The sequence below is a fragment of the Pedobacter sp. CG_S7 genome (assembly GCF_040544395.1).
GTDB lineage: Bacteria > Bacteroidota > Bacteroidia > Sphingobacteriales > Sphingobacteriaceae > Pedobacter.
In genome coordinates, this window is sequence record NZ_JBEONS010000002.1 from 174,258 (window position 1) to 189,328 (window position 15,071).

Below are 15,071 nucleotides of genomic sequence, written 5' to 3' on the forward strand. Positions count from 1 at the left end.
TAGGTTATGTAGTTAAATTTTCTTTTCTAAAGATTGGATAAGGTCGGCAAAGTAACGGCTTTTTTCCGGAAACTTCAAACTTAATTTATGATAAGTCTCTATTGCCTTGTGATAAAGCATTTGTTCGATATAAATCTTTGCCAATGTTTCTGAAACAACGTCATTACGGTCTTCTGCACTTTTCTTAGCCTTATTTTCGTTGTCGATTTGTTCTGGCTTCGGCGGACTAATCTGTGGTGCTCTTTTCAGAAATCCGTTAACAATTTCCGTTTCTTTGGCATCCACGTGTTTGCCTTGTGGGGTATTATTTATCACTTCTTCAGCATTAAACGGACTTTGAATATGGAAGATGTGCTCTACATATTGTTGTTGAAGTTCTCCACTTTCATTATTTCTAACCGTTACATATGGTTGAAAAATAGCCTGATGCTCTTTTCTTGTTTTTTTTAGCCACCATAAGAATGAATATGGCAAAGTGTCATCATCGTAATTGCTTACACTGACTGGATTTTCCCGTTCTTTTTCTGGGTTTTCAATTTTATCTGGAATCTCCTCCTTAGTTTCTTCCTTGAGCGGCCCCTTAACGTATTCTCTAATTTCTTCAGTAGCAAAGTTCTCTTCAAGTAAAAAAGCATCCTCAGTAGAAGCTATGTTTGATGAAAAATTTTCTGAGGATGATGCTGTCTGAGGGAGTTCTGTTTCAAAAACATTTGTTTGAAGGTTTGCAACCTGGGTATTCGCTTCAAATGCAGCTTCGTCAACTGGCTCCAAAACAACCTTAGTAGTTGATTCCAAATGATGTTCAGAAATGTCAAATTCTAAAGCAGTCGCTCGTTCCGTTTGTTGCAGTATTTTATGTAGTAAAGCGCCGTTGGAATGCAAAGACGCAGCAGTTAAAGCACTCGCTTTTGTTGGATTTGCTTTGGCAAGTAAAAGGTGCAGTGGCTCGAAAAAAGGAAATTTACTTGAAAGATCTTCTAATAAAGAAATGTCTTGCATCTCCACCTGATAGGGTTTAGCCAGCAATATTGAAATTCTTTCTTTATTTACCATTGTGCAAAAGCCCTGTTAAAAACATCCTCGGTTATCATTACGTTAATATCCTTGATCAATTGTGGCTCAAGAGACTGTAAGCTTTGTCCGTTTAGCGCAAAATCTTTGGACCTGGAAAAACTCTCTTCAAAGCTTTGTTTAGGATTGAGGTTGTTTGTATATTTTGCACTTACCGTGATGGTAAGTTTACTGGATCCTGCGGTAAACTGTTTATTGTCTGTTAATGAAACAGGACTGATGTTATAGTTTGTAATTCTTCCTTCAATAGTGGCATCAGCATCACCTTGTGTTAAACTTAGCCGTGTTTGCGATCTGATGCGGTTTTTTAAATCTTCCGTAAACTGTTGGCTCAAATAAGGAACCACCAGTTGTGCGTTGTTTTCGAAAAAATCAACCTTAAGGGTTTTCATTTCCGGAGGTATGGAAGCCCCATTGAATTTAATGGAACAAGAATTAAAGGTGACCATGATCACCAGCAATAAAAAGGTTAATCTTTTCATGGTTAATTTAAGTTCAGTTCTTTAATTTTTCTATATAATGTTCGTTCCGAAATCCCAAGTTCCTGTGCGGCAAATTTACGCTTACCTTTATGTTTCTTTAGCGCCTTTTTAATCAAATCTGATTCCTTATCAATTAAAGATAACGATTCTTCCACTTCTTCCGCATCATGGGCATAATTATATTCTGCAGGATTATTCGATGTTTGCTTTTTAATGGTTAGTGTTTGCTCCATTCCAGAGCCTAAATCTGCGTCCTGATATAATTGGTTTATATAATGAGGGTTGTCAGCAATGATGTGAGAGGTATTACCGCCACTTTGAATAATTTCTGCAACCAGCTTCTTTAGGTCCATCATGTCCTTTTTCATATCGAAAAGCACCTTGTAAAGAATATCCCTTTCGGTAAAATCTTCCTTATTATGTTGACCGCTCACCATAGGTAAATTTGATGCACTTTCGTTCGGAATATAATTCAGCAAAGCTTGTGCGGTAACATTTCTTTCTTTTTCCAGTACGCAAATCTGTTCGGCAATATTTTTTAACTGCCTTACATTTCCTGGCCAGCTGTAATTGCTAAGGATTTGTATGGCTTCGGGTTCCAATTGTATGCCCGGGCTACGGTATTTGTCACTAAAATCTGCAGAGAATTTTCTAAACAGCAGGTAAATATCTTCCTTACGTTCGTGCAGTGCGGGTATTCTAAGTGGAACGGTATTTAAGCGATAATAAAGGTCTTCCCGAAACTTTCCGGATTTCACCCTGTTATAAACATCCACATTAGTAGCTGCAATAATTCTAACATCGGTTTTTTGAACTTTAGAAGAACCTACCCTTAAATACTCACCGCTTTCCAAAATTCTTAATAAGCGCGCTTGTGTACCTACAGGGAGTTCAGCAACTTCATCTAAAAAGATGGTGCCACCATTTGCGACTTCAAAATAACCCTTACGTGCCTCATGGGCTCCAGTAAAAGAGCCTTTTTCATGGCCGAACAACTCAGAATCGATGGTTCCTTCGGGAATGGCACCGCAATTAACTGCAATAAAAGCACCATGTTTTCTGGTACTCATTTGATGTATTATATGTGAAAAAACTTCCTTTCCACTACCACTTTCTCCTGTTATCAAAACAGACATATCGGTAGGTGCAACTTGTCTTGCGGTATCTATAGCCCGGTTTAAAAGAGGGGACCCCCCAATAATACCAAAGCGGTTTTTAATGTCTTGTATATCCATATTTAATCTGCTATTCTGCCCAATAAAGTAGCTGATGTACAACGCTCAATAATTACATTTACATATTGACCGGGTTTGATTTTTTCTGTAGCTGGAAAAACAACCATAGCATTCTGGTCACTTCGGCCACAATAATCTTTGTCTGATTTCTTAGATACACCTTCTACTAAAATCCTTACACTTTTACCAACACTTTCTTGTAAACGACGTAAAGACCATTCCTGTTGTTTCACCAAAATTTCACTCAGGCGGCGTTTTTTTATTTCTGGAGATATGTCATCTGGCAGTTTCCTGGCTGCCAGCGTGCCTGGTCTTTCAGAATAGCTAAAAGTAAAGGCAAAATCATAACCTACATAGTCCATCATGCTTAAGGTTTCTTGGTGCTCTTCTTCCGTTTCAGAGCAAAATCCTGCGATGATGTCTGAAGAGATGGCACAATTTGGAATTATTTTCCTTACCGCATCGATGCGGTTAATATACCACTCGCGAGTATAGGTGCGGTTCATCAATTCCAATACCCTTGAGCTGCCCGATTGTACTGGCAGGTGAATATAATTACAAATATTATCGTATTTGGCGATGGTATATAAAACCTCGTTTGTAATGTCTTTAGGATGAGAAGTAGAAAAGCGAATCCTCAAATCTGAACTCACTAAAGCAACTTTTTCAAGTAATTGAGCAAAGTTCACCTCTATGGCAGCGTCTTCATCAGCATCAGCACTTTTCCATTTGTATGAATCTACATTTTGTCCAAGTAAGGTAACTTCTTTGTACCCTTTGTCAACTAAATCATGTGCTTCAGCTAAAATAGAATGGGGATCCCTGCTTCGTTCGCGACCCCTGGTAAAAGGAACAACGCAGAAAGAACACATGTTATCGCATCCGCGCATAATAGAAATAAAAGCAGTGATGCCATTTCCATTTAAACGAACCGGACTTATATCTGCATAAGTTTCTTCCCTTGATAAAAGCACATTGATAGCTTTATGGCCATCTTCTACTTGATTCAATAGTTGGGGCAAATCGCGGTAAGCATCTGGTCCAACCACTACATCAACCAGTTTTTCTTCTTCTAGGAATTTTGATTTCAACCGTTCGGCCATACAGCCCAAAACACCAACAATCAATTTAGGGTTACGGCGTTTTTCTGCACCAAATTGCGACAAACGGTTTCTCACCCGCTGTTCTGCATTTTCCCTGATGGAGCACGTATTAATAAACACTACATCAGCCTCTTTATAATCAGCGGTAGTTTCAAATCCGTCATCTTTTAAAATAGAAGCAACGATTTCGCTATCTGCAAAATTCATTTGGCAACCATAACTTTCAATATAAAGCTTTTTACCGTTACGCTTTAAAGGTGAATCTAAAATTAAAGCCTCACCCTGGCGTCCTTCATCATGTGTCTTATCCGTTGGCTGTAAATCAATCATATATAGTTACTATTTTATGGGACTTCAAAAATACATAAATATATTTACAAATGACAAAGTGGCAGAGATATTGTATTGTGTATTTTACAAAAAAATGGTATGATTCAAAATAATGTTGGTTTAAATAAGGTATGGAAATGGGTGATTGGAATTTTTCTTTTTTTAATTATCCTTTTTGGAAGTGCCGCACTTTACTTAAGTGCAAAATGGAAGCCTCTGCTGAGTGAAAAGATCAAAGCTAGCGTGTATGATGGCTCACATCACCTTTACAAAATAGATTTTAAAGATATTCACCTTAACCTGCTTACTAGTAGTGCTACGCTGGATAGTGTAACCCTGATACCTGATACTGCTGTATTTGATGCTTTAAAAAAAATCAAACTCGCACCAGCCTATTTGATGCAATTAAACTTAGACCAGTTGCAGTTTAGTGGAGTAGGAATTTTAACGACTTATTTTAAAAAGAAGTTAGACATGAAGGCTGTTATTCTGAATAAGCCTTCTATTACTTTAATTCATCACAACGTTGAGAAAAGACCGGATACAATTGTTGGCCAAAAGACACTTTATGAGCAAATATCAAAGACATTAAAATCCATTAGGGTGCGGAAAATCAATATTATAGCTGCAGATTTTACTTATATTAATGGCGATAATGGAAAAAAGCAACATGCTATAAAACATTTAAATGTTAGTGTGGACGATTTCCTTTTAGATTCCCTTTCTCAAACTGATACCTCACGTATTTATTATACAAAAGATATTTCTTTTGAGCTGATTGACTATAAATCTTTAAGCAAAGATAAGATGTATACCTTTAAAGCTGATACAATTACCGGGTCAGTAAAGGGAAAGAAGCTTCATGTGAATGGCTTTTATATGTTGCCAAAGTATGCCGATTTGGCTTTTACCCGGAAATATAAAACACAAAAAGACCGTTATGATTTGAAATTTAAAAAAATGAACTTCAGTGGTATTGATTTGGTTAAGTTAAACCAGGAAGGCAGTCTCCATGCCCAGTCCCTAACATTAGGCCCGGCTAAAGTCGCTGTTTTTTTGAGTCGAGAAATGCCTCCCCCGCCAATTGACAAGGGAAAAAATTATCCTCATCTTGCTTTACAAAGGTTGCCTTTACAGTTGCATATTGATACCGTAAAAATTAACAACATTCACGTAGCCTATACAGAATACAACCCAATCACTCAAAAAAGAGGAACGGTGGACCTGGAGAATTTAAATGGAACTATCCTCAATGTGACCAATGATTCCTTGCAGTTAACGAAAAATAACCATGCCATCGCTAATTTAAGTGCTCGAATTATTAAAGCTGCCCAAATTAACATCCATTTAAATTTGAACCTGACATCAAAAAACGGCGCATTTAGTTACAGTGGTAAAATCGGTCCGATGAATATGACTGCTTTAAATCCAGTATCTAAATCGCTCGGACTCGTTAAAATAGAGCAAGGAAAAGTGCAAAAGGCAGATTTCAATATTAAGGGTAATTTGCAGGGCTCCCGAGGAACCGTGCGGTTTTACTATACTAATTTAAAAGTTGCCCTGCTAAAAGAAGGTGAAGATGGCGAGGCGACCAAAAAGAAAGGCTTTTTATCTTTTTTAGCTAATACGATTGTCATTAAACATAATAATCCATCCAAAGGGGAAGATGTGCGTGTAGCAGAAGTTAACTTCAAAAGAACCCATGCTGCCTCTTTTTTCAACCTGTTGTGGAAAAGTGTTTTTATGGGTATCCGTGAAACTATCGGAATAGGTGTGGTACCCATAAAGGGCCCTGAAAAAGCCTATGATAAAGTATCCGAAAAAAAGCAGGAACGTCAGGAAAAGCGCCAGGAAAGAAAAGAAGAGCGTATAAAAGAAAAGAAAAAAAAGGCCGATAAAAAAACAACTAAGGCTTAATAGCTACAAAATTGTATATTGTAATAGTTTTGCTTGCTGCCTATGCTTAAAAATCTCTATAAAACGCACCAATTTTTCAAATGGCTGGTCATCATTGCCGCATGTTTTTTGCTCGTTTTTGGTTCTGTATCGCTTTATATAAATTTTAGGGTAAAACCTATTCTAGCGAAACAACTAAAAGCGCTGGTCTCGAATTCAACCAACAACCTTTATAGCATTCAGTTTTCTGGTATAAGCGTTAATTGTCTCACTGGTGATGCAAACCTGAATAATGTTAAGTTTTTTCCTGATACCAATGTTCTACGAGCATTGATCTCCTCAAAATCGGCACCCAATAATGTCTATTATATACAATTAAAAAAACTTTCCATCCATAATGTTCATCCTTTGCGGGTTTTCAGGAGTAAAAAGTTGAATATCGATGAGATAGATGTACTGCGTCCTAAAATCACGATGGTTAACAAGCAATATGCTTATAACGAAAACAAGCCTCCCAGGCCCGTTCAATCACCTTATAACTTTATCTCTAAATTTTTGAAGGAAGTTCGGGTGGCCACTATAAATTTTAGGGAAATCAATTTCAAATACATCAATCATAACCAGTCTATCCCTATTATTGATTCACTGGAAAATTTAAACATAACACTTCAAGATTGGTTGATTGATTCAAAATCTGCTGAAGATACAACCAGGTTTTATTTATTAAAAGAGCTGACGTTGCAGCTGAGTGATTACTCTTATGCTACTTCAGACAGCCTCTACCATGTGAAGGCCAGTGAAATTAACTTTACCGGGACTACTGGTGCACTGAACATTAAGAAACTTGCTTTAGTGCCCAGATACAGTGAAATGGAATTCGCCAAGAAAATCGGCTTTGCGAAAGACCGCTTTAACATACAGCTCAGTAATGTTAATTTTAAAGGCATCGACTTTCCATTATTTGTTAAAAAGCTGGAGTTTTACGCTACGGAGATGAACATCAGGGATGGGAATTTTGCTGTATTTAACAACAATGCATTGCCTAGTATTCAGTCCGATAAAACCGGCCATTTTCCGCATCAGTTATTGCAGCAATTACAATCTAAAATCACGATAAAAAAACTGAATCTTTCAAATATTGATATTAGTTATACAGAATATGACCGCGATAGCAAGCAGAAAGGAAAGGTTACTTTTGAAAAAACTTCTGGTACGGTGGCTAATATTACTAACAACTTAAAAGCAACCGAGGTAAATCCAATCATGAAGGCCAATTTTAGTACTCTAATGATGGGACAGGGCAGGTTGGATACGCAGTTTGATTTTAACCTTATTTCTACAAATGGTAATTTTTCTTATTCTGGTGAATTGCATGGCTTAAATGGTTCAACACTCAATAGTGTAACTAAGCCTCTTGGGCTGGTGCATATCAAAAATGGCATGGTTAAAAAGTTGACTTTCCATATCAAAGCTAATAAATATAAGGCGTTAGGTGATCTGGAATTCAGGTATAATGACCTGGCCATTGCTTTGTTGAAAAAAGAAGTTGGAAAACCTGGGTTAAGCAGGCAAGGACTTTTGTCGTTCCTAGCCAATCAGCTTATCATTAATCCCGATAACCCGAATAAGAGAGGTGTGTTTACGGCTGCAAAAATAGCTTACGATCGCAAACCTAGCCGTTCTTTTTTTAACTTTATCTGGAAATCCCTTTTTCAGGGAATTAGGTATAGCGTAGGTGTTACTCCACAGAAAGAAGCACAAATCAAGGCGCAGGTTGCTAAGTTCGAAAAAATGAAAGTCGATCGGGATAAGCGAAAGGTCCTTAGAGAAAAAAGAAGACAAAAGAAGAAATAAAAATAAAAAGCCGACATTGGAAAAGATGCCGGCTTATCAATCATTATTTCAACAATTCTTCAGGTACAGGTTTTTCAAGCAGTGTTTTGTAATAAAAACGTATCCTTTCAGACCTGTCATGAGTACTTTTCACCCCGCCCCAGCCATGTCGGCCACCAGGATAAATCATGAGTTCAAAATGCTTGTTTAAGTCTTGCATTTTATCCACCAGTTGTATGGTGTTTTGCATGTGCACATTATCATCCATGTCGCCATGCATAATGCGCAGTAAGCCTTTGTATTGGTCTGCATAAGTTAATACAGATGCATTTTTATAACCTTCCGGGTTTTCTTGTGGGGTGTCCATAAAACGTTCGGTATAATGACTGTCATACAACTCCCAGCTGGTAACAGGTGCACCAGCATAGCCAAAATCAAATACCTCAGCACCATAAGTTAAAGCCATGCAAGTCATATATCCCCCATAACTATGTCCGGTAATCAATAATTTTGAAGGGTCAACCCATGGTTGTGCTTTCAGCCATTTGCCTGCTGTCATGTAATCCTTCATTTCCCATTTGCCTAAATTGCGATGCATTAAGGCCACTCCTGCTTTACCAAACTGACCAGAAGCACGATGATCAACCGCAATTTGAACAATCCCTTCATTAGCCCACCATTGGTTTGCAGTTCCTTTCCAGGTATTGGTAACAGTACCAGCATTTGGGCCACCATAAATACTAAAGATTACGGGATATCTTTTAGTTTGATCGAAATCAGTAGGGTAAGTAATCACGGCAGGTAAATCATAACCATCAGCAGAAGGAATGGTGATCATTTCTGTTTTACCAAAGGCATACTGTTTAAAATCAGCTGATTTGCTGTCAGCAAGTTCCTTGATCACTTTACCATTGTTATCTACCAGCGCTCTTTTTGGTGGCGTAGTTACATTAGAATAGGTTGTAATAAATTTCTTTCCTGAAGGAGCAAGTACTACCTGGTGGGTATAATCACCAAAAGTTAAACGTTTCAAGTTTTTACCATTGTAATTTACCCTGTATAAGTCCGTACGGGTCGAAGCTTCTTTACGGGCCATAAAGTAAATGACCTTTCGTTGCTCGTCAACTTTTAAAAGAGTGGTTACTTGCCATTTTCCACTGGTCAGCGGATTAACCAATTTTCCGGCAAGAGTATATAAATAGAAATGTGCCCATCCAGTTTTATCACTTTTAAGTATATAGTGCTTATTATCTTTAAGGTATTCAATGCGGCCGCTATAATCAAGGTCTATCCATGAAGTTTGTTTTTCATCATAGATCTCTTTTTTAGTTCCGTTTAAAGGATTAACCGCGTAGAACTTTAAGTTCTCCTGTCCACGGTCTATCCACTGCACCATCATACTGCTGCTGTCGAAACTCCAGTACGGAGTGCCAAAGTACTGGTCCGTTTTTTCATTAAAATCTGCCCAAATTACTTTGCCACCGGCGGCAGGAACAAAACCTATTCGCACTTCAGGATTAGGATCTCCGGCCTTCGGGTAACGTGTTTTCTCGGTATAGCCATGCTGACCAGTAGAACCATTGATAGGGAACATGGGGACTTTTGTGTCGTCAAAGCGCATGAAACTAAGTTTTTTACTATCCGGCGACCACCAGAAAGCTTTATATTTTGTTGGTCTGCCTAATATTTCTTCAAAATAAACCCAGGAAGAATAGCCATTATAAATGACATCAGTAGCATCAGTAGTATACCTTATTTCCTTTCCTGTAGCCACATCAACCGCATAAAGGTCATTGTTGCGAGTAAAAGCAACATATTTTCCATCAGGAGATAATGTAGGGTTCTTTTCCTCTTCTACATTATTTGTTAGGCGTTTAGCCGGCTGACTGCCATATTGAATAAATACATCATTTTCGTTAACCATTACTTCTACATCACTTTTTGGAGGTGGAGTGTAGGCAACTTTAACTCCTGTATTGATATCGACCGACTGCAGGTTACGGGTTCTAAAATTTGACTCTAGGTAGTGGTCTTCATCACTCCATCCCGAAATAGGGTTTAAATTAGTGGTAATAGCAGGTTGGCCACCAAAAGTTTGCTGCTGATTAAGTTTTTTTAACTGGGCATGAACAGTGAAATTACAGCAAAATGCTGCGGCAAAACAAAGTAATTTAAATTTATTCATCGGTGTAAAATTATTTTGGGATGTTAAAAAACCTAGGGAAGTTACGGATTGTAAAGATTTTTTGAAAATTGTATGCTGAGTTGTTACGTAAAGAGAAAGGCGCCTGGTTCAAGGCGCCTCTCAAAAAATCATCAATGCAAGCACGATGTAAACATTAAGAATACTATTTACAATACCCAGTTCCAGCCAAATTTATCAGGAGCCAAACCATAACGGATGTCGTTCAAAGTTTTTGCAATTCCTTTAGAGATGCTGCGGGTTTCTGGATCTGCTAAAATATATAATTTGCCGTGATAACTGATTTCACCTATCGGCGTTACTGTTGCGGCAGTACCTGCAGCAAAAGCATCAGTTAAAGTGCCATTTTTTATACCTTCAATTATTTCTTTAATACTGATACGTCTTTCTTCAACTTCAATACCAGCTTCTTTAGCCAAATGAATAATGGTGTCGCGGGTAACCCCATCTAACACTGTACTTCTAATAGAAGGCGTAACCAGTTTGCCGTCGATAACGAAAATTAAATTGGCCGTACCCGCTTCTTCAATATATTCATGAGTTGCAGAATCTGTCCAAATCAATTGATCAAAACCTTCTTTAGCTGCTTCGGCAAAAGGAAATATGGAGCGGCCATAATTGCCAGCAGTTTTAGCGTAACCCACACCACCTTCATCAGCACGTGTAAATTCCGTTTCAATTTTAACTTTTAGCGGCTTGCTGTAATAAGGCCCTGTAGGGGTGGTTAATATAGCAAATGTATATTTATCTGAGGCTTTAACTCCCAGGTAAGGGTCTGTAGCAAACATTACCGGACGAAGGTAAAGGGAATATCCATCCTGATTAGGCACCCATTTTTCATCAATTTTAATTAATTCAACAATACCCTGCATGAAAATCTCTTTGGGGATGGTAGGCATAGCCATACGTACTGCAGATTTATTAAAGCGTTGAAAGTTTTTATCGCCTCTAAATACACTGATCTTACCATCAGCCTGGCGATAAGCCTTCATGCCTTCAAAAATTGCCTGACCATAATGCAGGGCAGAAATAGCCGGGCTCATCGGTATTGGACCAAAGGGTAAAACCTGTAAATTAGACCATACTCCATTTTCATATTCTGCAATAAACATGTGGTCTGAAAACACTTTACCAAAAGGTAAATCAGAAAAATTAATACCAGGTAACCTCGACTGGTCAACCTTGGTTATTTTAATATTTAAAGTATCGGTCACTGTTGTATGTTCTTTAATTTCTGACAAAAGTATATAAAAATTAACAGCTTTAAGCCTCCTATTTTTAGATTTAATAGTTTATGTCATACACTAACAACAAATAAAAGGATTAATATAATACCCTGAATTTAATGGTTTGTTCAATTTTTTTGAGTGCCTTAAACAGGGCCTTGTCGTAAGCAGAATTGATATCTATAATGGCATAACCGATGCTGGCATTGGTCATTAAAAATTGACCTACAATATTGATTTCATGATTGGCAAGGATGGTATTAATTTGCGCCATAATTCCCGGAATATTTTTGTGAATATGTATCAATCGGTGTGATTTTTCTATCCTTGGCAATTGTAGGTTAGGGAAATTCTTACTCATGTAAGTGGTACCGGTATTCATGAAATCGATCATCCTTTTAGGGATGAAATTTTGGTTATGGGGGTTGTTTTTGAGGTCATCGAAAATAACGATGCCCATTTCAGTACAAGTAGCATGGTCAATTTTCTTTGAATTACCCAAATAACCTATAGTTTTTAACTTTATGGCTTTTTTCAGTTTTTCATTGTCCAGGTTTTCTTTGTCGGCAAGCAGCACCATGTGCACATCGGGCACATATTTATCTTCAAAAGTTGTTTTATGGCGAATAGAAAAGCCGTCTTTTTTAAGTAGTTCAATACTTTCAGCAGGCACTTCACCAATAACCAGGCATAGAATGCGGTGTTTTGGATAGGAAATAGCCCTTGGTAGATTGTTTAAATATAAAAACTCATCGAAACTTGGGGTAACGTGATCGGCTTTTTCAACGATACTTTCCCTAGAAATGTTCTCTGTAAAGGCATAGAACTTTTTTATAAGGCCGCTTTCCCTTAACTGGAAATCAGAATAGCCATCACCAATACCGTAAAGATTGCCTTCCAGGTTCAGGTGCTGCATTAATTTAACTTTACCACCCTCTTCACTTAAAGGATTTGCATGGTCATAATCTATAATTTTCCCATCGCCGGTGGTTACAAAAGTATTGGCATAGATATTTTCTTTTTTGATGTGGTATTGGCTCACCACGGGGGTAATAAACTCCTTAAAACCACCCGATACAATTAAAACTTCATCAGCATGTTTTTTAAAGAAATCCGCATTGCGGGAGAAAGAGCTGGAAACTTTTTTCTTAAGCCTTTTAATGAGCTGTTGCAAGTGGTCTTCATTGGCTTCCAATAATTGAACGCGCCTGGCAAGGCTTTCACTAAAAGAAAGTTTGCCTTCCATCGCTAAATTGGTATAATCTTCGATTTTTTTATAAATAAGCTCTCTATCGGGGTGCTTTTTTAAAGAAATTCGAGCTAGTTCATCTAAAGCCTCTACCTGTGTAAAAGTGCTGTCGAAATCTATAATGTAAAAGTTTTTAGTGATCATATCCTGTATATTAATTAAACCTTTTTAGCAAGGGTGGTACAAACTTCGGCGATACTAGCGGCCAGCGGTTTAAACTCCATGTTAATGGTTTTTCTAATTTTATCGTTATTGTATAAACTTACTTTAAGGCTGCTCTTTGCAGCAGCACTGGTTAATGCTGCTGGCTTTCCCGAAAAAACGGAAACTAATTTGGTAGCGCGCCAGGCAATGTTTAAAAGTAAGGGGCTTGCTATTTTTGCTGGTGCTTTTACCTGGAAACCTTTGGCAATTGCAGCAAAAAAATTCTTATAAGTATAATTCTCTGCAGAAATAATAAAGCGTTCGCCACTTATACTATTTTCAGGTTTGTAGCTGCAGTTCATGAGTATAATCATGGCTTTGGCCACATCCTGCACATCTACAAATCCGGTGGCTCCATTAGTGTAATACGACAAGCCCTTTTTTACAAGGTTAAAAATTGCGCCACTACCTTCAAAACCAGCATTAGCACCAATAATAACCGAAGGATTTACAATAATGGCCGTTAGCCCTTCTGTAATGCCGCGCCACACTTCCATTTCACCTTCATATTTTGAAATGGCATAAGAATGAACCCCGGCTTCATAAACCCAGTAATCATTTTCAGTAATTTGCATTCCTTTTTTAGGCTGACCCAGTGCAGCCACCGAGCTTACATGTAAAAGGCGCACGTTAAGATCCAGGCAAAGGTTAACCACATTACTGGTGCCTTCAATGTTTATCCGGAGTAATTCAGCTTTATCTTTCGGGTTAAAAGAAACCAAAGCAGCACAATGATAAACCTGTGTAATGCCTTCAAAAGCATCTTCAAGTGTGGCCAAATCATTGATATCCGCCATAACCCATGTAACAAGCGGGTTTTCTGCGAGTTGCAAAGGAATTAAAGAACTTTCACGTTTTAAAGCAACAACCTTTGTTCCCTGCCTGGTGAGTTGTTGGATTAGTTCAGCCCCTAGAAATCCAGTAGCGCCGGTTACCAATATCATTTCATTATTTTTAGGATGTTCATTAATCTATGGCCTCAAAAATAGATATTTGTGCCCATAGATTATATTACTTTATGACCTTATCAGATTTTTTTTCTCCTGTAAACCTGAATGCAATAACTCCTAAGCAAGGATTTTTAAATAGTCAGCTTGGTTTAAAGGCTCATTTTTATACAAAGGAATTTCCAGAATTGGCAGGGAATACTTTTGATATTGCCATTTTTGGTGTTTTAGACGACCGTGCTGCCATCAATAATGAGGGCTGTGCATTTGGGCCGGATTATTTTAGGGCGCAGTTTTATACACTGAATGAAGGCGATTTTGCAAGTCGTATTATTGATTTGGGTAATATTAAGGCTGGGGCGGCAATCTCTGACACTTACTTTGCGGTAAAAAGCGTGGTAGCGGAATTAATTAAATTGAACATTGTGCCTGTTATTATAGGTGGGGGACAAGATTTAACATATCCGCAATATTTGGCTTATGAGCACTTAGAGCAAAAAGTAGATTTGGTGGTGGTAGATCATAAGTTTGATTTAGATGAAGATGAACATGAAGGTATTGAAGCGCAGTCAGACACCTATCTCAATAAAATTTTTCTTCACCAGCCTAATTACCTGTTCAATTTCAGTAATATCGGTTATCAAACCTATTATGTAAGCCAGGATAGTTTAAAAGTGATGAGCAAATTGTTTTTTGATGTTCATCGTTTGGGAGAATTTACGACAGAGATATCCTTAACAGAGCCTATCATTAGGAATGCCAACATGATTAGTTTTGATATTTCTGCTGTACGGTCTTCAGATGCGGTGGCCAATGCCAATGCTGGTCCGAATGGTTTTTATGGAGAACAGGCATGTGCCATTGCCCGTTATGCAGGGATGAATGATAAATTAACCTCTATTGGTTTTTATGAGTTTAACCCGGCCTATGACCGCAGCAGTCAGACGGCAATGTTATTAGCACAAATTGTTTGGTATTTTATTGATGGTTTTTACCATCGGAAAAGGGATTTTCCATTAATGCCAAAATCACAATACCTCACTTACAGGGCTAGTATAAGCGAAGGGAACGGAGAGATTGTTTTCGTGAAAAGTAAGAAATCAGACCGTTGGTGGATGCAGGTTCCTTACCCAACCGGGGTGTCAAAGAATGAGCGTTACCATTTAATCCCTTGTCGGTATGAAGATTATAATACTGCTGTTAATGGAGAGATACCTGATTTATGGTGGCGCACCTATCAAAAATTACTGTAATATTATAATGGCAATTAGAAATAAGTAAATACAATACTT

Annotated in this window: 11 protein-coding genes; 3 read left to right on the forward strand and 8 right to left on the reverse strand. The window is 37.9% G+C overall.

The features are described from left to right. Positions 1–12: 12 nt before the first annotated feature. Genes AAKU52_RS02750 through miaB form a run of 4 tightly spaced genes read right to left on the reverse strand, consistent with a single transcriptional unit; the run spans position 13 to position 4,221 of the window. Positions 13–1,053: a DUF8458 domain-containing protein gene (locus AAKU52_RS02750; RefSeq protein ID WP_354329970.1), complete on the reverse strand. Its 1,041-nt coding sequence runs from the start codon at positions 1,051–1,053 to the stop codon at positions 13–15. After that, on the reverse strand, positions 1,047–1,553 hold the full coding sequence (locus tag AAKU52_RS02755; RefSeq protein ID WP_354329972.1) for an LptE family protein: 507 nt from the start codon (positions 1,551–1,553) through the stop codon (positions 1,047–1,049). The genes AAKU52_RS02750 and AAKU52_RS02755 overlap by 7 nt, the downstream gene beginning before the upstream one ends. A 2-nt stretch (positions 1,554–1,555) precedes the next feature. Then, positions 1,556–2,788: a sigma-54 interaction domain-containing protein gene (locus tag AAKU52_RS02760; RefSeq protein WP_354329974.1), complete on the reverse strand. Its 1,233-nt coding sequence runs from the start codon at positions 2,786–2,788 to the stop codon at positions 1,556–1,558. A gap of 2 nt (positions 2,789–2,790) precedes the next feature. Then, positions 2,791–4,221 (reverse strand): tRNA (N6-isopentenyl adenosine(37)-C2)-methylthiotransferase MiaB, encoded by a 1,431-nt coding sequence (gene miaB / locus AAKU52_RS02765; protein ID WP_354329976.1) that lies wholly within the window; start codon positions 4,219–4,221, stop codon positions 2,791–2,793. A gap of 99 nt (positions 4,222–4,320) precedes the next feature. Between miaB and AAKU52_RS02770 the strand changes: the two genes are divergently transcribed. Continuing rightward, positions 4,321–6,138, forward strand: a complete 1,818-nt coding sequence (locus tag AAKU52_RS02770) for a hypothetical protein (RefSeq protein ID WP_354329978.1) — start codon at positions 4,321–4,323, stop codon at positions 6,136–6,138. Between the two features lie 42 nt (positions 6,139–6,180). After that, positions 6,181–7,971, forward strand: a complete 1,791-nt coding sequence (locus tag AAKU52_RS02775) for a hypothetical protein (protein WP_354329980.1) — start codon at positions 6,181–6,183, stop codon at positions 7,969–7,971. Between the two features lie 43 nt (positions 7,972–8,014). Here AAKU52_RS02775 and AAKU52_RS02780 read toward each other — a convergent pair whose 3' ends face one another. From AAKU52_RS02780 to AAKU52_RS02795, 4 genes are all read right to left on the reverse strand, one after another. After that, a complete protein-coding gene (locus tag AAKU52_RS02780; protein WP_354329982.1) occupies positions 8,015–10,135 on the reverse strand; it encodes a S9 family peptidase in 2,121 nt (706 codons plus the stop codon). 167 nt (positions 10,136–10,302) lie between these two features. Further along, complete coding sequence (locus tag AAKU52_RS02785; RefSeq protein WP_354330042.1) at positions 10,303–11,367, reverse strand: branched-chain amino acid aminotransferase; 1,065 nt, start codon at positions 11,365–11,367, stop codon at positions 10,303–10,305. Between the two features lie 109 nt (positions 11,368–11,476). After that, on the reverse strand, positions 11,477–12,772 hold the full coding sequence (locus tag AAKU52_RS02790; RefSeq protein WP_354329984.1) for an HAD-IB family phosphatase: 1,296 nt from the start codon (positions 12,770–12,772) through the stop codon (positions 11,477–11,479). Between the two features lie 14 nt (positions 12,773–12,786). Next, a complete protein-coding gene (locus AAKU52_RS02795; RefSeq protein WP_354329987.1) occupies positions 12,787–13,776 on the reverse strand; it encodes an NAD-dependent epimerase/dehydratase family protein in 990 nt (329 codons plus the stop codon). A 74-nt stretch (positions 13,777–13,850) separates the two neighbouring features. Between AAKU52_RS02795 and AAKU52_RS02800 the strand changes: the two genes are divergently transcribed. Beyond that, positions 13,851–15,032, forward strand: a complete 1,182-nt coding sequence (locus tag AAKU52_RS02800) for a formimidoylglutamase (protein WP_354330044.1) — start codon at positions 13,851–13,853, stop codon at positions 15,030–15,032. Positions 15,033–15,071 lie beyond the last annotated feature (39 nt).